We start from the raw sequence: 22,793 nt of genomic DNA on the forward strand, positions 1-22,793 counted from the left end.
ATGGAAGATAAGGAACATTTCCTAGTTATTAAAAATGAATGAGGAAGTTATGTCTAACGAAAATAATCATCAGCAGGCCCAGATGTTGCGAGGGACTGCCTGGCTAACAGCAAGTAACTTTATCAGTCGCCTCCTCGGGGCTATTTACATTATTCCCTGGTATATCTGGATGGGGACTTATGCTGCAACGGCTAACGGTCTCTTTACCATGGGCTATAATATCTACGCCTGGTTCTTGTTGATTTCGACAGCAGGTATCCCAGTGGCGGTCGCTAAGCAGGTCGCTAAATACAATACCATGCATGAGGAAGAGCATAGTTTTGCCCTGATTCGAAGCTTCTTAGGCTTTATGACTGTATTGGGACTTGCCTTTGCCTTGATTTTATACCTCTTTGCACCTTGGTTGGCGGACCTTTCCGGAGTCGGAAAGGACTTAATTCCTATTATGCAAAGTTTAGCGTGGGCTGTCTTGATATTCCCGTCTATGAGTGTTATCCGTGGATTTTTCCAAGGGATGAATAATCTTAAGCCCTATGCCATGAGCCAAATTGCTGAGCAGGTTATCCGTGTCATTTGGATGCTCTTAGCAACCTTTATCATCATGAAGCTTGGTTCAAAAGATTATCTATCAGCTGTTACCCAATCTACCTTTGCAGCTTTTGTGGGAATGGTAGCTAGTTTTGCAGTCTTACTTTATTTCCTTTATAAGGAAGGATTGCTCCAAAAAGTTTTTGAAACACGAGATAAGATTGACAGTAAGAGTCTTTTGGTTGATACGATTAAGGAAGCTATTCCGTTTATCTTGACGGGTTCTGCTATTCAGCTTTTCCAAATCTTGGATCAAATGACCTTTATCAATAGCATGAAGTGGTTTACCAACTATAGTAATGAAGACTTGGTTGTCATGTTTTCTTATTTTTCTGCTAATCCTAATAAAATCACCATGATTTTGATTTCGGTTGGAGTTTCGATTGGTAGCGTTGGTTTGCCTCTCTTGACTGAGAACTATGTCAAAGGGGATTTGCCAGCGGCTTCTCGTCTCGTTCAAGATAGTATCACCATGCTCTTCCTATTCCTCTTACCTGCAACGGTTGGAGTAGTCATGGTAGGTGAACCACTCTATACAGTCTTTTACGGTAAGCCAGATGGCTTGGCTATGGGTTTGTTTGTCTTTGCAGTCTTGCAGTCAACAATTCTAGGTTTGTACATGGTCTTGTCACCAATGCTTCAGGCGATGTTCCGTAACCGCAAAGCAGTCTTGTATTTTGTTTATGGCTCAATTGCTAAGATTGTTTTGCAATTACCATCGATAGCGATTTTCCATAGTTATGGCCCACTAATTTCAACAACTATCGGTCTCATTATTCCAAATGTTTTGATGTACCGTGATATATGTGAGGTGACAGGTGCACGCCGAAAGATTATTCTGAAGAGAACAATCTTAGTTACTATTTTGACTCTAGTTATGTTTATTCTAGTAGGACTCTTGCAATGGATTATTGGATTTGTCTTCCAACCAACTGGACGTTTCTGGAGTTTCCTATATGTCGCCTTAATTGGTACAATCGGTGGCGGGCTTTACGGAGTTATGTGTCTCTATACTCGACTTTTGGATAAGGTTATTGGACAGGAAAAAGCAAATCAGTTACGAGCACGATTAAAATTATCATAATAGTTTATAAATAAAATGAACAGTTTGAACTTTTAAGGAAAATAAGTTTAAATTGTTCATTTTTTATTTAAAAAAGAGAGAAAAAAATAAAAATTGTAGAAAAAAATAAATTTTTAACACATAATCACTTGACTAAAAAAAACTTTAACTGTATAATGATACAAATATTTAAATTTGGAGGTTCTGTTTATGAAAAAGTCTAAGGCAAAATATCTGACGCTGGCAGGCGTTATCCTAAGTGCAGGTCTGCTATTGGCGGCTTGTAGCAACTCAGCTAGTTCTACTAAAACATACAACTATGTATATAGTAGCGATCCATCTAGCCTAAACTATCTCTTAGAGAATCGTGCAACAACAGGTGATGTTGTGACAAACTTGGTAGATGGTTTGATGGAAAATGACCAATACGGGAACTACATTCCTTCATTAGCTGAGGATTGGACAGTTTCCCAAGATGGTTTGACTTATATTTACAAACTTCGTAAGGACGCCAAATGGTATACAGCAGATGGTGAAGAGTACGCCCCAGTTACAGCACAAGATTTTGTGACAGGATTGAAGTATGCTGCGGATAAAAAATCTGAAGCTCTCTATCTCGTTCAAGACTCTGTTGCTGGCTTGGATGACTATATCAACGGAAAAACAACTGACTTTTCAACAGTTGGTGTAAAGGCTATTGACGATCAAACAGTGCAGTATACTTTGAAACAACCAGAACCTTACTGGAACTCAAAAACAACTGCGACTATTCTGTTCCCAGTAAATGCAGACTTCTTGAACTCAAAAGGGGATGATTTCGGTAAAGTGGATCCAGCAAATATCTTGTATAATGGTCCATTTATTCTCAAATCATTCACCTCTAAATCTGTCATGGAATACAAGAAAAATCCAAATTACTGGGATGCAAAAAATGTATTCGTGGATGAAGTGAAGTTGACTTACTACGATGGAAGCGACCAAGATGCCTTGGCACGTAACTTCATGGAAGGAGTTTACAGCTACGCACGTCTCTACCCAAATAGTTCGAGCTTTGAAGGAATTAAGGAAAAGAATAAAGATAATATTATTTACAGCATGCAAGATGCGACATCCTACTATTATAACTTTAACCTAGATAGACAATCTTATAGCCATACTTCAAAAACAACTGATGCTGAAAAGACAGCCCAACAAGAAGCAGTTTTGAATAAATCATTCCGTCAGGCTATCAACTTTGCCTATGACCGTACTGCTTATGGTGCCCAATCTCAAGGGGAAGATGGAGCAACTAAGATTATCAGAAACTTGCTCGTTCCACCATCATTTGTAACACTTGATGGTGAAGATTTTGGTGATGTCATAGCTTCTAAGGTGGTCAATTACGGTCAAGTATGGCAAAATATGAACTTCGCTGATGCCCAAGATGCTTACTACAATGCCGATAAGGCCAAAGAAGTCTTTGCTCAAGCCAAGAAAGAATTGGAAGCCAAAGGTGTTCAATTCCCAATTCACCTGGATTTACCGGTTGACCAAACCTTTAAGAAGGGGGTGTTAGAGGCAAGTTCTTTCAAACAGTCTATTGAATCTGTTCTAGGTGCAGATAATGTCGTTATCGATATTCAAATGCTTACTACTGAGGAAATGGATAGTATTGGTTATCTAGCGAATACAGCTGCACAAAAAGACTATGACCTTTATAACGGTGGTTGGGGACCAGACTACCAAGACCCATCAACTTACCTCGATACTCTTAGCTTAACAAGTGGTGGTTCATTGCAAAACCTTGGTTTAGAACCTGGAGAAAGCAATGCTAAAGCAACTGCAGTTGGTTTGGATACCTATACTAAGATGTTGGAAGAAGCGAATGCTGAACAAGATTTGAACAAACGTTATGATAAATACGCTGAAGCTCAAGCTTGGTTGGTGGATAGCTCTCTAGCAATTCCAAACGTTTCTAAAGGTGGAACACCTACATTGAGAAAAACAGTTCCATTCTCTGCAGCCTTCTCTCAAGCTGGTAATAAGGGTGTTGAATCCTACAAATACGTGAAATTGCAAGATAAGATTGTCACAACAGCTGAGTATGAAGAAGCTAGACAAAAATGGCTGAAAGAAAAAGAAGAATCTAATAAAAAAGCCCAAGAAGATTTTGCTAAACACGTTAAGTAATGACTCTAAATTTAAAAACGGTAACCTTTAATGAGGTTATCGTTTTTTATATAGTTTGAAACTATAACTAGCTCTTGAAAACAAGAAAACGAAGGATCCAAAATAAGTGGTACAATAGTTACTATAGATTTGGAGGTAAAGTATGAGCAAATCATTTCATATCAACACAATTTTAGCACAAGCAGGGATCAAGTCTGATAAGGCAACAGGTGCTTTGGTTACACCAATTCACTTTTCAACGACTTATCAGCACCCAGAATTTGGTCAATCAACTGGATTTGACTATACCCGCACCAAAAACCCAACACGTAGCAAGGCAGAGGAAGTTTTGGCAGCTATTGAATCCGCCAAGTATGCTTTGGCGACTAGTTCAGGTATGTCTGCGATTGTCTTAGCCTTTAGTGTCTTTCCAGTAGGGAGTAAGGTCTTGGCTGTCCGTGACCTTTACGGTGGTTCTTTCCGTTGGTTCAATCAAGTGGAACAGGAAGGGCGTTTCCACTTTACCTATGCCAATACAGAAGAAGAGTTGATTGCTGAGCTAGAAAAGGATGTGGATGTACTCTATATCGAAACACCAACCAATCCTTTGATGTTAGAATTTGATATTGAAAAATTGTCAAAATTAGCTCATGCTAAGGGTGCTAAAGTTGTCGTGGACAATACCTTCTACAGCCCGATTTACCAACGTCCAATTGAAGACGGGGCAGATATTGTCCTTCATTCAGCAACAAAATATCTTGCAGGGCATAATGATGTGCTAGCTGGTGTAGTTGTGACAGATAGTGCTGATTTATACGAAAAACTCTTCTACAATCTCAATACGACAGGAGCTGTTTTGTCACCATTTGATAGCTATCAGTTGATTCGTGGGCTTAAAACTTTGTCACTTCGTATGGAGCGCTCAACAGCCAATGCCCAAGAAATCGTAGCCTTTCTAGAACAATCGCCTGCTGTCAAAGAAGTCTTGTATACAGGACGTGGGGGGATGATTTCCTTTAAAGTAGCTGATGAGAAGCGTATTCCTCATATCTTAAATACCTTGAAAGTGTTCTCTTTTGCTGAAAGTTTAGGTGGGGTTGAAAGTCTGATTACATACCCAACTACTCAAACACATGCAGATATTCCTGCAGAGGTTCGTCATTCTTATGGATTGACAGATGACCTCTTACGCTTGTCTATTGGTATTGAGGATGTTAGAGATTTGATTGAAGACTTGCGTCAAGCCTTGGAAGGATAAAACTATGGGAAAATATGATTTTACGACCTTGCCCAATCGTTTTGGACACCATACCTACAAATGGAGAGAAGTAGAAACTGACCGAGAAGTATTGCCGGCTTGGATCGCTGATATGGACTTTGAAGTGTTGCCTGAGATTCGTCAGACTGTCCATGACTATGCAGAGCAATTAGTCTATGGCTATACCTATGCTAGTGATGGGTTGATTGAAGCCGTTCAAAACTGGGAGGAAAAACATCATGGTTATCGCTTTGATAAGGATGCTCTAGTTTTTATCGAAGGAGTAGTACCTGCCATTTCAACAGCCATTCAAGCCTTTACCAAAGAGGGTGAAGCAGTCCTCATTAACACACCGGTTTATCCTCCTTTTGCTCGCAGTATAAAGCTCAATAATCGTAGACTAATCACCAACTCTCTAGTAGAAAAAGACGGACTTTTTGAGATTGACTTTGATCAATTGGAGAAAGATTTTGTCGAAGAGGAAGTAAAACTCTATGTTCTCTGCAACCCTCATAATCCTGGTGGACGTGTTTGGGAGAAGGAAGTCTTAGAGAAGATTGGACAACTGTGTCAACAACATGGAGTCTTGCTAGTTTCAGATGAGATTCACCAAGACGTTGCCTTATTTGGAAACAAGCACCAGTCATTCAATACGGTAAATGAAGCCTTCAAAGAATTTTCACTAATTTTAAGCAGTGCTACCAAAACTTTCAACATTGCAGGAACCAAGAATTCTTATGCTATCATCGAGAATCCTAAATTAAGAGTGGCTTTCCAAAAACGCCAGCTTGCGAATAATCAACATGAGATTTCAGGTTTGGGATATTTGGTAACGGAAACTGCCTATCGCTATGGTGAAGATTGGTTGTCAGAACTCAAAGAACTGATTGAGAAACACATAAATTATGTAGTGGATGTGTTTGGTAAAGAAACTAAAATCAAGGTCATGAAACCTCAAGGGACCTATCTCATTTGGCTTGATTTTTCAGCCTATGATATTAGTGATGAAGAACTAAGAAAACTCTTGAGAGACGAAGCCAAGGTTATCCTGAATAGGGGCTTGGACTTTGGTGAAGAAGGAACTCTTCACGCTCGCTTGAATGTAGCCATGCCGACATCTGTCTTGGAAGAAGTTTGCCAACGAATCATTGCCACTTTTTCAAATTATTAAAAACCTAGCCTTTTAGGAGAAAAGTACTCCTAGAAGGCTATTTTCATAGACAGAAATGTGGTATAATTAAGAGATAAAGTAAAGGGGACACTATGGCTAAATTGATTCCAGGAAAGCTTCGAATGGAGGGAGTAGAACTCTACGAAACTGGTCAGATTGAAATCATTAAAGAACAAGATCATCGCATCTATGCGCGTGTAGCGGATGAAGAAATTCGCTATAGTTTGGATGATGATTTGATTTTTTGTACCTGTGCATTTTTCAAAAAAAGAGGTTACTGTGTTCATTTGGCGGCATTGGAATATTACCTGAAAAATGACCAACTAGGGCAAGAAATCTTACTCAATCTAGAGGCTAATCAGGAAGAAAAGGAAATTGTTGAGACACAAGTGACTTTCGGAGGAAAATTCTTGGAGTCTATCCAAGTACCTAGTCAGTCTGACCTCTATCAGCTTTCTGCTCAAGGACAGGTGGAAGCAGGAACCAATCGCCTTATCTGGACTTTAAGGATTGGTCTTTCTAAGCAAGAAAAATTTTATGTAATCAGGGATATTCCTCTGTTTTTAAAAGTCATAGAGACCGCTAAACCATACATGATTGGGAAACATTACGAGACCTCATTAAGACTTGAGTATTTTGATAAAGCCAGCCAAGAAGTTTTGAGTTTCTTGCTAGGACTGGTTGAGGAGAAAACGGACAATCCTATTTTTTTCCCAAATCAAGGGCGACATCTCTATTTCCCTAAGACTTTTTTTGAACAAGGTGTCTGTCTTCTGATGGCCTTAGATGTATTCCAATTTGATCATCAGCTTACAACTTATCACCATCTTCTTTTCCAAGACTTTGATGGTCAAGCAGGTTTGTTTTCTTTTGAGATTAAAGAAAAATCCAACTATTATGAGATGGAAATCCTCGAACGGACAGGGGTCAATGTCTTTTATGGGGGACAAGTTTTATTCTCTAAAGGCAATTTTTACCTATTGACGAAAAAACAGGCTAGTTTATTAGATGCGCTTAGAAAAGTTCCTTTAGATAATGGTGGCAGAAAGATCTTACAGTTTGATACTCGTGATCGAGATCTTTTAGCTTCGACCTTGTCACAGTTTAAATGCCTAGGAAAAGTAGAAGCTCCTGATTCACTACAAATTCAATCCTTCCGTCCGTCTTTTTATATGGATCGTGAAGAGGATGGTTCTATTCGATTAGATATGCAATTTCAATATGAAACTTGCCTAGTAACCAATCGTAATGAACTAGAGAAACTTCCTTTTGCTAGTGACATTCAATTGGAAAAACAGATTTTTCAGTTGGCCTTATCTGCTGGGTTTGAAGCGGATTTTCGTTCATGGCGTCAAAGTTTGAAAGCTGAAGTAGTCCATACATTCTTTCAGGAAGTATTACCAGCCTTTTCAGCGCTAGGAGAATTAAAGATTTCAGAGAGCATGCAAGATCTTTATCAGATTCAAAAACCTCAAGTTCAGATATCATCTAAGGGAAGTCTTTTAGAAATTCAATTTGATTTTCAGGATATTGATCAAGAAGAAATCAATCGAGCAATGAAAGCTCTCGTTGCCAAGCAGGACTATTATATTAGCTCGTCTGATCAGGTCTATTATTTTGATGAACAGACAAAACGTATTCGTCAAGATTTAGAGGAATTAGGAATTGATGAGATAGAGAGTACTGCTTTCCAGGCTCGCAAGTCTTTAGCTTATACCTTATCTCATCTGTTTAAGGACCAGGACCAAGTTACTTTTACTGATGAATTTCGTCATTTGGCGCATCATTTAACGCATCCAGAGGATTTTCCGATGAAGTCCCTAGATATTCGAGCCCAACTCAGGGATTATCAGAAAAAAGGGATTCAATGGCTTCAGATGTTAGATCATTATGGATTTGGTGGAATTTTAGCTGATGATATGGGTCTTGGAAAAACCTTACAAGCCATCGCCTTTTTAAGTAGCCAACTTCAGGAGAATAGCCGTGTCTTGATTCTTGCTCCATCTGGTCTCATCTATAATTGGGCTGATGAATTTAAAAAATTTGCACCAAATTTGGATGTGGCTGTCGTACATGGATTGAAACCTTATCGCGAGACTATTTTAGCAGAAAAACATCAGGTCTATGTGACCAGTTATGCCACTTTCCGTCAGGATAGTGAAATCTATCGAAATTTATCTTTTGATTTTCTATTTCTAGATGAAGCCCAAGTGATGAAAAATGCCCAAACCAAAATTGCTAAGATTTTGAGAAAGTTTGTGGTTCCATCAGTCTTTGCTCTTTCCGGAACACCAATTGAAAATAATCTAGGGGAATTATGGTCTATCTTTCAGATTGTATTGCCAGGACTTTTGCCGGCAAAAAAAGACTTTATGAAATTGCCTGCTGAGAGAGTGGCACAGTTTATCAAACCATTTGTCATGCGTCGAAAAAAAGAGGATGTTCTTACAGAGTTACCTGATCTGATAGAAGTCGTTTATAAAAATGAACTGGAGGACCAGCAAAAAGCTATCTATCTAGCTCAACTTCAACAGATGCAAGAGCGCTTGGGACAAGTGACCGATGCAGAATTTCAACGAAATCGAGTTGAAATTTTAACAGGACTCATGCGTCTTCGCCAGATTTGTGATACTCCAGCTCTATTTATGGAAGATTATAAGGGAGATAGCGGGAAGCTTGATAGTTTACGAGATCTGCTAGGTCAAATTGCTGAGGGAAATCATCGTGTACTCATCTTCTCTCAATTTAGGGGAATGCTTGATCGCATCGAAAATGAGTTGCCTCAGCTTGGCTTAACTTCCTTTAAGATTACTGGCTCTACACCATCACAGGAGCGTCAAGAAATGACCAAGGCTTTTAACCAAGGTGAACGCGATGTGTTTTTGATTTCTCTAAAAGCTGGTGGAGTTGGTCTCAATCTTACTGGTGCAGATACAGTTATTCTGGTAGATTTATGGTGGAATCCAGCTGTCGAATCACAGGCAATTGGTAGGGCTCATCGAATGGGACAAGACCAAGCCGTCGAGGTGTATCGTCTGGTAACTAGAGGCACAATTGAGGAGAAGATTCAAGAGTTGCAGGAAGAGAAAAAGAATCTGGTCTCAGAAGTATTGGATGGAACAGAGTCTCGTGGAAGTCTCACACTTACTGAAATTCAAGAAATATTAGGAATTTCTGAAGCCAAGACTTGAAAAATCAAGACTTTACGTTATAATGGAGTATTGAAAGGGAATAAAAATGAAACAAGTACGATTTCCAATAGTGTCAGATGATGAGATCATGCTGACAGAGATGCCATTTATGGATTTATATGATGAGTCGGATCTCATTAGTAATATCAAGGGAGATTACCAGGACAAAAACTACTTGGAATGGTCACCAATTACTACCGAAAAAAAGCCACTGGTTCAAGCATCAGATAAGCTACCTGAAAAGAAGGAAAAATCCTATGCTGAACTTGCTCGTGAAGAAGCAAGAGCTGATCTAAAACGGAAACGTTCAGCAAAATATTTGACTCAAGATGTTAGTTTTACGAAACGTTATAAACCTTCAAATAATGTAGTAAGACAGGCAAATCAGCCAACAGCTCCATTCCAAAAGGAAAATCCTGGGGAGCTAGCAAAATTTAGTGACAAACTAACTCAGAACCATTATATTTTAGCTGAAATGGCTCCTCAGATGCAACAGACAACTAAAGAAGAGCATCTTGGACCAAAGAAAAATAATTATGATTTTTTAAAGAAAAGCCAAATTTATAACAAAAAAGAAAATCAATCAGAAAAAGAACGTAAAATTGCTCAAGAGTTGAACTTGACAAATATGACAGAGTAAAGGGGAAAAAGATGGCAAAAACCTATCATTTTATCGGAATTAAAGGATCAGGGATGAGTGCCTTGGCCTTGATGTTGCACCAAATGGGGCATAAGGTCCAAGGATCTGATGTGGAAAAATACTACTTTACACAAAGAGGCTTAGAGCAAGCAGGTATCAAAATTTTGCCTTTTGATGAGAAGAATCTTCAAGGGGATTTAGAAATCATCGCTGGGAACGCCTTTCGTCCAGACAACAACGTTGAAATTGCCTATGCAGACAAGAATGGGCTAAGCTATAAACGTTATCATGAATTTCTTGGTAGCTTTATGCGTGACTTTATCAGTATGGGTGTTGCCGGAGCACATGGTAAGACTTCAACAACTGGGATGCTTTCTCATGTTTTGTCACACATCACTGATACAAGCTATCTAATTGGAGATGGTACAGGTCGTGGTTCTGAAAATGCCAAGTATTTTGTCTTCGAATCAGACGAGTACGAACGTCATTTTATGCCATATCACCCAGAGTACTCTATTATTACTAATATCGACTTTGACCATCCTGACTATTTCACAAGCTTAGAGGATGTCTTCAACGCCTTCAATGATTATGCTAAACAAATCACCAAAGGTTTGTTTGTCTACGGTGAAGATGCTGAGTTGCGTAAGATTACAGCAAATGCCCCAATCTATTATTACGGTTTTGAAGCAGACAACAATGACTTTGTAGCTAGCGATTTGCTTCGTTCAACAACTGGTTCAACTTTCACAGTTCACTTCCGTGGTCAAGAGTTGGGTCAATTCCACATTCCAACTTTTGGTCGCCACAACATCATGAATGCAACAGCAGTAATTGGTTTGCTTTATACTGCTGGCTTTGACTTGGATTTGGTGCGTGAACACTTGAATACTTTTGGAGGCGTTAAGCGTCGCTTTACAGAAAAGATTGTTAACGATACAGTCATTATCGATGATTTTGCGCATCACCCAACTGAAATCATTGCAACTCTAGATGCTGCACGTCAAAAATATCCAAGCAAGGAAATCGTCGCTATTTTCCAACCGCATACCTTTACTCGTACAATTGCTTTGTTGGATGATTTTGCACAAGCCTTGAATCAGGCTGATGCAGTTTACTTAGCACAAATCTATGGATCTGCTCGTGAAGTTGACCATGGTGATGTTAAGGTTGAAGATTTAGCAGCCAAGATTGATAAAAAACATCAAGTTATCACTGTTGAAAATGTATCTCCACTCTTAGACCATGACAATGCTGTATACGTCTTTATGGGAGCAGGTGACATTCAATCATATGAATACTCATTCGAACGTCTCTTGTCAAATTTGACAAGTAATGTTCAGTAAGGAACACCATGGAATTTCCAATTAAAATAAGGGAAGTTCAGCAATCTGATATCGAGCAGGTTTGCTTGATACAGGAGAGTACTCAAAACTTCCAAGAAACATTTAATAGAGAAATAATAGAAGAACGTATCCGTAATTTTGCGGATACGTTTCTCTTAGCTAGTTTGGATGATCAGGTGATTGCTTATATTTTAGCGACAGATTTTGCTACATCCTCAGTAAGTAGATGGATAGTAGAGATGGCAGATGGAGAAGCTATTAGTAATAGAAATCTTGTGATTGATGCTTTATCTGTTCATCCGAATTATCAAGGGCAAGGATTTGGAACCTTGTTGCTCGCAACCATGAAACAAGTTGCTCTTCAACAAAATAGCCCCGGTATTTATCTGGTCTGTAAAGATGAATTGCTGTCTTATTTTGAGATGAATGAATTTATAGAGCAAGGAATAGTAGATCTGGGAGTCGGAAATGAAGTTAATTTTCTCATGTGCTGGAAGAATCCCTTTTATCAGGAGGAACTATGATTATTCGACAAGCTAGACTGAGTGATTTAGACCGTATTTTAGAGATTGAACTAGAAAATTTTTCTATTGAAGAAGCCATACCTCGATCTGTCTTTGAAGCACATTTAAAGGAAATAAAAACGAGCTTTCTAGTGGCTGAAAAAGAGGGAGAGATACTTGGTTATATCGAAGGTCCGGTAATCCCTCATCGTTATTTACAAGATCAGTCTTTCACTGAAGAAATAAAAGACCACAGTCATAAGGAAGGTGGTTATATATCTGTGACTTGTCTTTCTATAGCAAAAAAAGCTCAATCTCTAGGGCTAGGGAAAAAACTCCTGACAGCATTGAAAGAAGTGGCTCTTAAGCATGAACGAGAGGGGATCAATCTGACCTGTCATGACTACCTTATTGAATACTATGAGAAGCATGGTTTTGTCAATGAAGGAAAGTCTAAGTCCCAATTTGCGGGAGAAGAATGGTATGATATGGTCTGGGAAAACAAGAATTAGTGAGTAGAAAGGCTTCTAAGGTTGCTTTTCTTTAGTTTTTAAGATATAATATTAAGGATTATCAACAAGGAGGTAAATACCTTTGAGCGAAAATTCAAATGAAGAAAAGTTGAGTTTTAAAGAGCAAATTTTGCGAGATTTAGAACGACTAAAAAAAGAGGCAAATGAAGTTGAACAAACGGATGACCTTTTTTCAACTTTAGCAAAATCTTCTGAAGCAACTTCAGAAAAAAAGGAACCAAGTATTTCGGAAGAGGAGTTGATTGCAAAATCAGTTGCAGCTGTTGATCAATTGATTGATAATGCCCCAACTGTTCCTGAGCGTCCTGTTCTTGTAGAAGAAGTTCCAGAAGAAGCTGCAGAGGAAGTACAAGAAGAAATTCCAGAAGCAGTACGAGAAGAAGTAGTTGAGTCATCTCAATCAATTCCGGAAAAAGAAGAGAATAATTCAATTCCAACTAGAGTTTCAGTTTCTTATCGTGCATTTGATACTGTTCCAGAAAAAGAAACAGTAAACCTTACGTCACACAAGGAAGAATTGACAAGTCAAGAAGCTACTGAAGAAGCAGACCTTCCTAGAAGAAGTCGGAGAGAGACTGTGAAACCAGCCAAGAAAAAGAAGAAATCCCGCTTAAAAGGATTTTTAGTAACAGTTTTGGTATTATTGATTCTAATTGGTGCTGGTGGATTCTTTGGCCTACGCTATGCTGAATCAGCTCTACAACCAGTAGATCCAAGTTCTAAACAATATATGTCAGTTCAGATTCCAGATGGTGCTAATACTCAAGAAATTGGCTCAGTTTTGGAAAAATCTGGTGTTATTAAGAACGGTTTGGTCTTTACACTTTATGCCAAGTATAAAAACTACACTGGATTGAAGTCTGGTTATTACAACTTGCAAAAGAGTATGAGTGTTGAAGATGTCATTAAAGAGTTGCAAAAGGGTGGTACACCTGAACCTCAGGAAGTTGCTCTTGCAGACTTGACTATTCCTGAAGGCTATACTTTGGAACAAATTGCTCAAACTGTTGGCCAACTTCAAGGTGACTTTAAGGAACCTTTGACAGCGGAAGCATTCTTGGCTAAGGCCCAAGATGAGACCTTTATTGCTCAAGAGGTTGCCAAATATCCAAACTTGCTTGAAAGCTTGCCAGCAAAAGATAGTGGTGTTCGTTACCGTTTAGAAGGTTATCTTTTCCCTGCGACTTATACGATCAAAGAAAGTACAACTGTTGAAAGTTTAATTGATTCAATGCTTGCAGCTATGGATAAGAACCTTTCTTCACACTATGCTGCTATCAAAGAAAAGAATTTGACCGTAAATGAGCTCTTAACAATTGCATCACTTGTTGAGAAAGAAGGTGCAAAAACAGAAGATCGTAAGCTGATTGCAGGAATCTTCTATAACCGCTTAAATCTCGGTATGCCACTTCAAAGTAATATTGCTATCCTTTACGCAGAAGGCAAACTTGGTCAAAACATCAGTCTCTCTGATGATGTAGCCATTGATACATCTATTAATTCACCATACAATGTCTATACAAAAGTAGGTCTAATGCCTGGTCCAGTTGATAGCCCAAGCTTGGATGCTATCGAATCAAGTATCAATCAGACAAAGAGTGAATATCTTTATTTTGTAGCCAATGTTCAAGATGGTAAAGTTTACTATGCAACAACACTAGAAGAACATGATCGTAACGTTCAAGAACATATCAATAGTAAATTACCTCAATCAAATAGCACAAACTAAAATTATGTGGTTTTCCACATAATTTTGCTTTAAAGCATATATTTATTAATTCAATCAAAAGAAAGTTGAGAAAAATGGTAGAAAAAACATATCCAATGACCTTGGAAGAAAAGGAAAAACTCGAAAAAGAATTAGAAGAATTGAAACTAGTACGTCGTCCAGAAGTTGTAGAACGTATCAAGATTGCTCGTTCATATGGTGATTTGTCAGAGAACAGTGAGTATGAAGCAGCGAAAGACGAGCAAGCTTTCGTTGAGGGACAAATCTCAAGTCTAGAGACTAAGATTCGTTACGCAGAAATCGTTAACAGCGATGCCGTTGCAAAAAATGAAGTTGCTATCGGAAAAACTGTAACAATTCAAGAAGTTGGAGAAGACGAAAAGGAAGTATACATTATCGTTGGTTCAGCTGGTGCTGATGCCTTTGCGGGTAAAGTGTCAAATGAAAGCCCAATTGGTCAAGCATTGATTGGTAAGAAAAAAGGTGATGTTGTTACAATCGAAACACCTGCTGGAAGCTATGATGTTAAAATCTTAAAGGTTGAAAAAACCGCTTAATAGGATAAAAAGAAGGAGTGGATTTAGGGAAAGCGTTTTCTATCACTCCTTTTCTTATTTTTTAAAAACTTAAGGAGACTAGATGAATTCAGAAAAAAAGCACAAAAAGAAAAGTAAAATGGAACGTGGCCTAACCAATCGCCATGTTCAGGTTATGGCCATTGCAGGAACGATTGGTACGGGATTATTTCTTGGGGCTGGTCGGTCTATTAGTTTAACAGGACCCTCGATTGTTTTGGTCTATATGATTACAGGTGGCTTCATGTATCTCATGATGCGTGCTATTGGAGAAATGTTGTACCAAGACCCGGAGCAACACACCTTTATCAATTTTATTACTCGCTATCTTGGAAAGGGCTGGGGATATTTCTCGGTTTGGTCTTATTGGTTATCAGTAGTCTTTATTGGTATGGCTGAGATTACAGCTATTGCTCACTATGTTCAGTTTTGGTTTCCGTCTTGGCCATCTTGGTTGATTCAGGTTGTCTTTTTAACAATTTTAGGATTGGTCAATCTGATTGCAGTTAAAATATTTGGTGAAGTGGAATTTTGGTTTGCCATGATTAAAATCGTTGCTATTCTTGCCATGATTGCGACGGGTATTTTTATGGTCTTGACCGGCTTTGAAACTCCTTATGGATCAGCAAGTCTCGCCAATATTAGTGAGCAATTCTCCCTTTTCCCAAATGGAGGAATGAACTTTGTCATGGCCTTTCAAATGGTTTTCTTTGCTTACTTGATGATTGAATTTATCGGTGTAACCACATCTGAAACTAAGGATCCTCGGAAAGTATTGCCCAAGGCGGTTAAGGAAATTCCTTTGCGAATTATCTTCTTCTACGGTGGGGCTTTGCTTGCAATCATGTCTATTATTCCTTGGCGTGAGCTTTCTGCGACAGATTCACCATTTGTAACGGTATTTGAACTTGTTGGTCTTAAGTGGGCGGCGGCCTTGATTAACTTTGTTGTCTTGACTTCCGCTGCGTCAGCCTTGAATTCAACTCTTTACTCAACAGGTCGTCACTTGTACCAAATTGCCCATGATTCACCAAATCGTTTCTTGAAAGCTATTAAGGCAGATACACTTTCACGCCACAACGTTCCTCAGAATGCAATCATTGCTTCTGCCGTATTGATTGGTTTTGCAGCCTTCATCAATGTCCTTCCTGGCGTATCAGATGCCTTTGCTTTGATTACGGCTTCTTCATCAGGTGTTTATATCGCCATCTACATCTTGATCATGGTAGCCCATCTCAAATATCGTAAGTCTAAAGACTTTATGGCAGATGGTTATCTCATGCCTCAATATCGCTTGCTAAATCCTCTGACTATGCTCTTCTTCATCTTTGTATTTGGGACTCTCTTTTTACAAGATTCAACTGTAATGGGAGCTAGAGGTTCAGCTATCTGGATTATCGCTTTTGGTATTTATAGCCAATGGAAATTTAGAAAATAAGTCATAAGCTCATCAACTCAGGTTGGTGAGTTTTTTTAGTTTGACAGTCTATCTAAATATGGTTATAATCATGCTATAAGTGTATTTAGGAGGTTTTATGCAGCTAAGATTGGAGAATACAGAGTCTCAGAAAGCACAGGAAATTGGGGGATTGATTCGCTCTTATAATCGTTCCAAAAGAGAAGCTGCTGAAAGCGAGCCACTTAATATTTATGTCGAAGATGATAGCGGTGAACTCATGGCTGGTTTAGTAGGAGAGACTTTTGGAAACTGGCTAGAAATCGAATATTTGTTTGTGAAAGAAGACTTACGAGGACAAGGAATCGGCTCCCAACTATTGCAGCAAGCAGAAAGTGAAGCTAAGAAGAGAAATTGTCGCTTTGCTTTTGTGAATACCTATCAGTTTCAAGCGCCAGCCTTTTATCAAAAGCATGGCTACAAGGAAGTTTTTACATTGAAGGATTATCCATACACTGGACAAAGACACTATTATCAAAAAGATTTGTAAACAGAAAACAGAGAAGTGACTTTGTAGATATTTTGAAAAAATTTGAATAAGCAAAGAACTTTCTATCATGTAAGTGGTAGAGTTTTTTTGTAAAAAAAATCTCACAAAATGACAGATATATATTGCATTATGTAAAATATATGATATAATAAAGTTGAAAAAGAAGCGCGACTTTTAAAATTAAGGAGGAGGTAACAAGTGGTTAAGAATTTAAAATTAAAGTTAGCTCGAGTGGAGCTTGACATGACACAAGGTGATTTGGCAGAAGCTGTGGGTGTCACTAGGCAGACTATCGGCTTGATAGAAGCTGGCAAGTACAATCCTTCGCTTTCACTTTGCCAATCCATTTGCAGGTGCTTAGGGAAAACCCTGGATCAATTATTTTGGGAGGAAGAAGATGAAAAATAAATTTTTTTATTATCAATTATTGGATGAAAGAGAAGAACAACTGATGAATAAAGCAGGAGCAGAAAGTTTCCATATCACTATCGTTTTCTTGCTTTTATCTTATATGATTGCTATATTAGCACCAAGTCTTTTTAATCCGACTATGGTTCTCAGCATTAACATTATTGGACTTTTTTACTTCTTCAACCGGGCGAGAAACCTCGGTGCGACCTACTATAGTCGTTTTCATTTTACGATTTTGGGATGTCTATTAATGACACTACTAATCACAACTATTATAATGTTGCAAAACTACCAGTTCAATATAGAGATTTATCAGCACAATCCATTAAACTTCAAATACCTTTTTGCTTGGTGCTTTACCTATCTCTTTTATCTTCCTTGGGTCTTTCTTGGAAACCTAGGTTTAAAGAGTTATGGTGAATGGGCTCAGAAAAAGTTTGAGAAAGATATGGATGAACTTGAGAGTATGGAATAGCTTGTTAGCTTTTTATCCATCTTGGTAAAATGTGTTATAATAGTACTAATTTATGAGAAAAGAAGAAGCATTTTCATCTTTTTACAAATAAGGAAGAAGGACAGTATATGTACCAAGATGACAGTTTAACATTGCACACAGATTTGTATCAGATTAACATGATGCAGGTTTACTTCAACCAAGGAATTCATAACAAGAAAGCGGTTTTTGAAGTTTATTTCCGCCAACAACCTTTTAAAAACGGCTACGCTGTTTTTGCAGGTTTGGAACGAATTGTGAACTACTTAGAAAACCTGCGCTTTTCTGATAGCGATATTGCTTATTTAGAATCACTGGGTTATCATGGTGCCTTCCTGGAATATCTCCGTAATCTCAAGTTGGAATTAACTGTGCGTTCTGCTCAAGAAGGGGACTTAGTATTTGCTAATGAACCGATTGTTCAAGTGGAAGGCCCTTTGGCGCAGTGTCAATTGGTTGAAACAGCCCTCTTGAATATTGTCAACTTTCAAACCTTGATTGCGACCAAGGCAGCTCGTATTCGCTCGGTCATTGATGATGAACCTTTGATGGAGTTTGGTACACGTCGTGCGCAAGAAATGGATGCAGCTATCTGGGGAACTCGTGCCGCCGTCATTGGTGGTGCCAATGGAACTAGTAATGTGCGTGCTGGTAAGCTCTTTGGAATTCCGGTTTTAGGGACTCACGCTCATGCCTTGGTTCAAGTCTATGGCAATGATTACCAAGCTTTCAAGGCTTATGCCTCAACTCACCGTGATTGTGTCTTTCTTGTTGATACTTATGATACTCTTCGTATCGGTGTTCCTGCTGCCATTCAGGTTGCAAGAGAATTAGGTGACAAGATTAACTTTAAGGGTGTTCGTATTGACTCTGGAGATATCGCCTATATTTCTAAAAAAGTTCGTCAACAACTGGACGAGGCAGGGTTTACTGATGCTAAGATTTATGCATCCAATGACCTTGATGAAAATACTATTCTTAACCTCAAAATGCAAAAAGCTAAGATTGATGTCTGGGGTGTAGGAACTAAGCTCATTACAGCCTATGACCAACCAGCTCTTGGAGCAGTTTATAAGGTTGTTGCCATTGAAGATGAAAATGGTCAGATGCGCAATACTATCAAACTTTCAAACAATGCAGAGAAGGTGTCAACACCAGGTAAGAAACAAGTTTGGCGCATCACCAGCCGTGAAAAAGGCAAGTCTGAAGGTGACTACATTACTTACGATGGTGTCGATGTTGCTAGCATGACTGAAATTAAGATGTTCCATCCAACCTATACTTACATCAAGAAGACTGTCCGTAATTTTGATGCCGTTCCTCTTTTGGTAGACATTTTTAAGGAAGGTAAGCTAGTCTATGATTTACCAAGTCTGCCTGAAATCCAAGCCTATGCTCGTAAGGAATTTGACAAGCTCTGGGACGAGTACAAACGTGTTCTTAACCCACAACATTATCCTGTGGACTTGGCTCGTGGTGTATGGCAAGACAAGATGGACCTGATTGATAAGATGCGTAAGGAAGCTTTGGGCGAAGGAGAAGAAGAATGAGTTTGCAAGAGACCATTATCCAACAACTAGGCGTTAAACCAGTCATTGATGCCCGAGAAGAAATCCGTCGTTCCATTGACTTTTTGAAAAAATACCTTAAAAAACATCCTTTCCTTAAAAGTTTTGTATTAGGAATTTCTGGTGGTCAAGACTCGACTTTAGCTGGTCGTCTTGCCCAAATAGCTATGGAAGAAATGCGAGCTGAAACCGGTGATGATTCTTATAAATTTATAGCAGTTCGCCTGCCTTATGGAATTCAAGCAGATGAGGATGATGCCCAAAAAGCCCTAGCTTTTATCCAGCCAGATGTGAGTTTGGTGGTCAATATCAAGGATTCTGTAGATGCAATGGCAGCGGCAGTAGAGGCTACTGGTAGTCCAATGTCAGACTTTAATAAAGGGAATATCAAGGCTAGAAGCCGGATGATTGCCCAATATGCACTTGCAGGAGCTCATAGTGGAGCAGTTATTGGTACTGACCATGCTGCAGAAAATGTCACAGGTTTCTTTACCAAGTTCGGTGACGGCGGTGCAGATATTCTTCCTCTCTATCGCCTCAATAAACGTCAAGGAAAACAACTATTGAAGGAGCTCGGAGCCGATCCTGCACTCTATGAAAAAGTACCGATTGCCGATCTAGAAGAAGAGAAACCAGGATTGGCAGATGAAGTTGCACTCGGTGTAACCTACGCAGAGATTGATGACTACTTGGAAGGTAAACAAATCAGCCAAGAAGCCCAAGCAACCATTGAAAAATGGTGGCACAAAGGCCAACACAAACGCCACCTACCAATCACAGTGTTTGATACGTTTTGGGAGTAAAAAGGTCCGGGGGACCTTTTTAGCCCGAGCCTGAAAATAGAAAAGCGAGGAAGGTCCGGAGGACCTTTTTTGGCTGAGTCTTGAAACAGGAAAACGAGGAAGAGTTCTATGAATACATTTTTTAACTCTTATAACCTTGATTTAATAGCGTTTTAGGACTTTTGAATCTTGCAAAATAGACTCATTTTTCAAATTTTTGTAACTTTTTGGTAACTCTGTTGTATCAAAAAGTTTTTACATATGCTACTATCTTCGTTATAGCTAACTTTAATTCTCATTTATTAAGTATACCTAAGTTTTATGTTTAAATTTTGTATAGAATAGCTGTACCTCTTAATAGAGTTATGATTACGCTTTCAATTAAGCCTCGTTTATGATACTATTATAGTAATAGAAAAAATCCTTAGTTCGCTAAAGACCTTTATTCGAGTTCCAGATAAAAAAGAAATTTTATCCATTAAAAATACGTTTCATAAGTTACTTACTTGATATTAATAGAATTCCAATTTATATAATTAAATCAAAGATGACACTGGAATCAGGAGGATTTATTATGGTTAATAATGTAGCTGTTAAAGTCTCAAACCTTTCAAAAGAATTTTTGTTAGGGCAAGACAAAACTGTCTCTATTTTGAAAGATGTTTCTTTATCTGTCAATTATGGGGAATTTGTATCAATACTTGGTGTCAGTGGTTCTGGAAAGTCTACTTTGCTAAGTTGCTTATCAAGTTTATCTGAACCAACAAGTGGCGAAGTTGTTATCAATGGTATAAATCCATATACCTTAAAAGAAGGGAAGCTTGCTAAATTTAGAAGGCAAGATATTGCAATTATTTTTCAAAACTATAATCTGGTACCCGCTCTACCTGTACTAGAAAATGTTACACTTCCTCTGAGACTCTCAGGAAAGAGTGTTGATAGAAATAAAGTAAAAAAAATGTTGGATAGTTTGAATTTTAAAGCAGAACTATCATCATTAGTTGCTACCTTATCAGGTGGAGAACAGCAAAAAGTGGCTATTACTCGTGCAATAATAGCTGATAGTAAAATTATTTTTGCTGATGAGCCAACAGGAGCTCTGGACAGCGTCTCAAGAAAACTTATTTTTGAAACACTTCGTAATTTAGCGAGTCAAGGAAAATGTGTTCTTATGGTCACTCATGATATTGAGTTGGCTTCAAAAACTGACAGAGCACTCATTTTAAAAGACGGAAAAATATCTCGACAAATTATTAAACCTTCAGCTGATGAGCTCTACCAAGCACTTGAAAGTAGTAAAGATTAATTTGAGGAGGATTTATTATGCTAAAATTAATCATTTACCAATTTCAGTACTCAAAAAGACAATGGTTAGGAACAATACCATTACTATTTGTATCTAGCCTGATTGTTGGAACATCTTTATTTGGTATTGCTAGTGCAATAAAGACTGCTAATATTAACGCTTCACAACTTTTTCAAATGCTAATAGTTTTTGGCGGAACTACTCTATTTTTCCTTATTTCAAATAATATAAGACTGCTAATAGATATCTTTAAAAAGGATTACCAATTATGGGCTACCCTAGGCGCAAGCAGAACTCAACTATCTTTATTAGTATCTGGACAGTTTTATTTAATGGCAGTGATTGTTAGTAGTATTGGTACAATACTTTCATTTATCATGGCAGATAGTTACTACAAATTTTTACAAAATTTATTAGGAAGAGATGAGTTACCTGATTTAGTTATTACAGCCAACATTCAATCAATTTTATTGAGTGTTTTTATAGTCCCAACAATTGTCGGGATAGGGGCTTACTTTTATTCAAGTCGAATACTTAAAATATCATCAATATTAAAACCAAAAAAGAAAAAAAGAAAAGTTACAGTAACTGGTTTTATTAACATCTCTGTTCGTTTAATCCTATGGTTACTATGTATATGTTTTATTGTTTCAGCAGGTTTTAGCAGTAATAAAGAAATAATTTCAACACAGTCAAGCATAATATTATTTTTATTAATTATTCACATCCTTATTATTCAATCACTATCTCCATCAATTCAAATGTTTCTAATAAAATTTTTAATGAGGATATTCCCAACTGAAAATTATGTAATCAATACAGGCTTTTGGAATCTACTATCCAATCCTAGTTATTTGAAAAGTATACAAACTTCAATGAGCATGGGAGTAACTCTCATTTCTGGGTTTATTCTTTACACCCAAAATATGTATTCATTCATGAATACAGCAAACGGTGTACTCGAAGCAAGAGCTTCCTTTATTGCTTATCTGTCTGCTCCAATTATTCTGATTATTACTAGTTCTATTTCTCTTACAATTTTATCTTCAAATAAAGATATTGAAGACATTAAACAGTTAAAGACACTAGGAGTGTCAAGATTACAACTTTTTAAAATACGTATAGGCGAGGCAATAATACATTCGGTGCTAATTTTATTAGTATCAGTAATTTTCAATTTAATTATTTTAATTTTAGTTAGCTTTATTGGCCAACTTTTAGGCCAAAGTGTAGTAGATATATCGGGTTTTTGGCAACCGAGTCTTATAGTTATTTCTTTGTTAGTTATTTTTTATAGTATTACAAAGGGATTTTATATATTTCGAGATAGATAAATTGGAATAGTTACTGATTCAAAAAGAACACACTTATTGACATTGAAACAAAAGCAATACTAAAACGAAAAAGACAAAGATAAAACACCTTGTCTTTTTAAAAATACTAACAGCTTAGACTAACAATGGGACTTTTTTCATAATTTAGCACCTCTTTATTAACCTGGTCAAGATACGGATTTTGAGTCCAATTGACCTTTTTAGCTTG

General features: G+C 37.9%; 19 protein-coding genes. All 19 read left to right on the forward strand.

Translation table 11 applies throughout. The features are described 5' to 3' along the window. Window positions 1-49: 49 nt before the first annotated feature. Window positions 50-1,672 carry an oligosaccharide flippase family protein gene (locus tag O3643_RS00290; protein WP_371499018.1) on the forward strand — a complete coding sequence of 541 codons (1,623 nt, stop codon included), beginning with the start codon at window positions 50-52 and terminating at the stop codon, window positions 1,670-1,672. 189 nt (window positions 1,673-1,861) lie between these two features. Then, the gene (locus tag O3643_RS00295; RefSeq protein WP_371499020.1) at window positions 1,862-3,820 is read left to right on the forward strand and encodes a peptide ABC transporter substrate-binding protein; all 1,959 of its coding nucleotides are present in this window, start codon (window positions 1,862-1,864) and stop codon (window positions 3,818-3,820) included. Between the two features lie 142 nt (window positions 3,821-3,962). Beyond that, window positions 3,963-5,057 carry a cystathionine gamma-synthase gene (locus O3643_RS00300; RefSeq protein WP_371499022.1) on the forward strand — a complete coding sequence of 365 codons (1,095 nt, stop codon included), beginning with the start codon at window positions 3,963-3,965 and terminating at the stop codon, window positions 5,055-5,057. Between the two features lie 4 nt (window positions 5,058-5,061). Further along, window positions 5,062-6,228 (forward strand): MalY/PatB family protein, encoded by a 1,167-nt coding sequence (locus O3643_RS00305; RefSeq protein ID WP_371499024.1) that lies wholly within the window; start codon window positions 5,062-5,064, stop codon window positions 6,226-6,228. 92 nt (window positions 6,229-6,320) lie between these two features. After that, window positions 6,321-9,419: an SNF2-related protein gene (locus tag O3643_RS00310; RefSeq protein ID WP_371499026.1), complete on the forward strand. Its 3,099-nt coding sequence runs from the start codon at window positions 6,321-6,323 to the stop codon at window positions 9,417-9,419. A gap of 46 nt (window positions 9,420-9,465) precedes the next feature. Continuing rightward, on the forward strand, window positions 9,466-10,059 hold the full coding sequence (locus O3643_RS00315) for a cystathionine gamma-synthase (protein WP_371499028.1): 594 nt from the start codon (window positions 9,466-9,468) through the stop codon (window positions 10,057-10,059). A gap of 11 nt (window positions 10,060-10,070) precedes the next feature. After that, the gene (murC, locus tag O3643_RS00320) at window positions 10,071-11,405 is read left to right on the forward strand and encodes a UDP-N-acetylmuramate--L-alanine ligase (protein WP_006151975.1); all 1,335 of its coding nucleotides are present in this window, start codon (window positions 10,071-10,073) and stop codon (window positions 11,403-11,405) included. A gap of 8 nt (window positions 11,406-11,413) precedes the next feature. After that, window positions 11,414-11,929, forward strand: a complete 516-nt coding sequence (locus tag O3643_RS00325) for a GNAT family N-acetyltransferase (RefSeq protein WP_371499030.1) — start codon at window positions 11,414-11,416, stop codon at window positions 11,927-11,929. Beyond that, complete coding sequence (locus O3643_RS00330; protein WP_024053528.1) at window positions 11,926-12,420, forward strand: GNAT family N-acetyltransferase; 495 nt, start codon at window positions 11,926-11,928, stop codon at window positions 12,418-12,420. Before O3643_RS00325 ends, O3643_RS00330 begins: the two co-directional genes overlap by 4 nt. A gap of 82 nt (window positions 12,421-12,502) precedes the next feature. Then, complete coding sequence (gene mltG / locus O3643_RS00335) at window positions 12,503-14,170, forward strand: endolytic transglycosylase MltG (protein WP_371499032.1); 1,668 nt, start codon at window positions 12,503-12,505, stop codon at window positions 14,168-14,170. A 74-nt stretch (window positions 14,171-14,244) separates the two neighbouring features. After that, a complete protein-coding gene (gene greA, locus O3643_RS00340; protein ID WP_006148148.1) occupies window positions 14,245-14,727 on the forward strand; it encodes a transcription elongation factor GreA in 483 nt (160 codons plus the stop codon). An 82-nt stretch (window positions 14,728-14,809) separates the two neighbouring features. Then, window positions 14,810-16,183 (forward strand): amino acid permease, encoded by a 1,374-nt coding sequence (locus O3643_RS00345; RefSeq protein WP_371499034.1) that lies wholly within the window; start codon window positions 14,810-14,812, stop codon window positions 16,181-16,183. 97 nt (window positions 16,184-16,280) lie between these two features. Then, window positions 16,281-16,691, forward strand: coding sequence for a GNAT family N-acetyltransferase (locus O3643_RS00350; protein WP_371499036.1), 411 nt, complete (start codon window positions 16,281-16,283; stop codon window positions 16,689-16,691). Window positions 16,692-16,889: 198 nt separating this feature from the next. After that, window positions 16,890-17,099 (forward strand): helix-turn-helix transcriptional regulator, encoded by a 210-nt coding sequence (locus O3643_RS00355; protein WP_006151491.1) that lies wholly within the window; start codon window positions 16,890-16,892, stop codon window positions 17,097-17,099. Further along, window positions 17,089-17,577, forward strand: a complete 489-nt coding sequence (locus O3643_RS00360; protein WP_006148151.1) for a DUF6773 family protein — start codon at window positions 17,089-17,091, stop codon at window positions 17,575-17,577. The genes O3643_RS00355 and O3643_RS00360 overlap by 11 nt, the downstream gene beginning before the upstream one ends. 107 nt (window positions 17,578-17,684) lie before the next feature. Then, complete coding sequence (locus O3643_RS00365; protein ID WP_371499038.1) at window positions 17,685-19,145, forward strand: nicotinate phosphoribosyltransferase; 1,461 nt, start codon at window positions 17,685-17,687, stop codon at window positions 19,143-19,145. Further along, window positions 19,142-19,966, forward strand: a complete 825-nt coding sequence (gene nadE, locus O3643_RS00370) for an ammonia-dependent NAD(+) synthetase (RefSeq protein WP_247912609.1) — start codon at window positions 19,142-19,144, stop codon at window positions 19,964-19,966. The genes O3643_RS00365 and nadE overlap by 4 nt, the downstream gene beginning before the upstream one ends. A 553-nt stretch (window positions 19,967-20,519) precedes the next feature. After that, a complete protein-coding gene (locus O3643_RS00375) occupies window positions 20,520-21,251 on the forward strand; it encodes an ABC transporter ATP-binding protein (protein ID WP_000247939.1) in 732 nt (243 codons plus the stop codon). A 17-nt stretch (window positions 21,252-21,268) separates the two neighbouring features. After that, window positions 21,269-22,585, forward strand: coding sequence for a beta-carotene 15,15'-monooxygenase (locus O3643_RS00380; protein ID WP_371499040.1), 1,317 nt, complete (start codon window positions 21,269-21,271; stop codon window positions 22,583-22,585). Window positions 22,586-22,793 lie beyond the last annotated feature (208 nt).

It is taken from the genome of Streptococcus sp. 20925_1_44, from assembly GCF_041432435.1.
GTDB lineage: Bacteria > Bacillota > Bacilli > Lactobacillales > Streptococcaceae > Streptococcus > Streptococcus infantis.

Excerpts from the sequence above, each read along its gene's own strand:
- O3643_RS00290 (WP_371499018.1), top strand. The coding sequence starts at position 50 with ATGTCTAACGAAAATAATCATCAGCAGGCCCAGATGTTGCGAGGGACT.
- O3643_RS00295 (WP_371499020.1), top strand. The coding sequence starts at position 1,862 with ATGAAAAAGTCTAAGGCAAAATATCTGACGCTGGCAGGCGTTATCCTA.
- O3643_RS00300 (WP_371499022.1), top strand. The coding sequence starts at position 3,963 with ATGAGCAAATCATTTCATATCAACACAATTTTAGCACAAGCAGGGATC.
- O3643_RS00305 (WP_371499024.1), top strand. The coding sequence starts at position 5,062 with ATGGGAAAATATGATTTTACGACCTTGCCCAATCGTTTTGGACACCAT.
- O3643_RS00310 (WP_371499026.1), top strand. The coding sequence starts at position 6,321 with ATGGCTAAATTGATTCCAGGAAAGCTTCGAATGGAGGGAGTAGAACTC.
- O3643_RS00315 (WP_371499028.1), top strand. The coding sequence starts at position 9,466 with ATGAAACAAGTACGATTTCCAATAGTGTCAGATGATGAGATCATGCTG.
- murC (WP_006151975.1), top strand. The coding sequence starts at position 10,071 with ATGGCAAAAACCTATCATTTTATCGGAATTAAAGGATCAGGGATGAGT.
- O3643_RS00325 (WP_371499030.1), top strand. The coding sequence starts at position 11,414 with ATGGAATTTCCAATTAAAATAAGGGAAGTTCAGCAATCTGATATCGAG.
- O3643_RS00330 (WP_024053528.1), top strand. The coding sequence starts at position 11,926 with ATGATTATTCGACAAGCTAGACTGAGTGATTTAGACCGTATTTTAGAG.
- greA (WP_006148148.1), top strand. The coding sequence starts at position 14,245 with ATGGTAGAAAAAACATATCCAATGACCTTGGAAGAAAAGGAAAAACTC.
- O3643_RS00345 (WP_371499034.1), top strand. The coding sequence starts at position 14,810 with ATGAATTCAGAAAAAAAGCACAAAAAGAAAAGTAAAATGGAACGTGGC.
- O3643_RS00350 (WP_371499036.1), top strand. The coding sequence starts at position 16,281 with ATGCAGCTAAGATTGGAGAATACAGAGTCTCAGAAAGCACAGGAAATT.
- O3643_RS00360 (WP_006148151.1), top strand. The coding sequence starts at position 17,089 with ATGAAAAATAAATTTTTTTATTATCAATTATTGGATGAAAGAGAAGAA.
- O3643_RS00365 (WP_371499038.1), top strand. The coding sequence starts at position 17,685 with ATGTACCAAGATGACAGTTTAACATTGCACACAGATTTGTATCAGATT.
- nadE (WP_247912609.1), top strand. The coding sequence starts at position 19,142 with ATGAGTTTGCAAGAGACCATTATCCAACAACTAGGCGTTAAACCAGTC.
- O3643_RS00375 (WP_000247939.1), top strand. The coding sequence starts at position 20,520 with ATGGTTAATAATGTAGCTGTTAAAGTCTCAAACCTTTCAAAAGAATTT.
- O3643_RS00380 (WP_371499040.1), top strand. The coding sequence starts at position 21,269 with ATGCTAAAATTAATCATTTACCAATTTCAGTACTCAAAAAGACAATGG.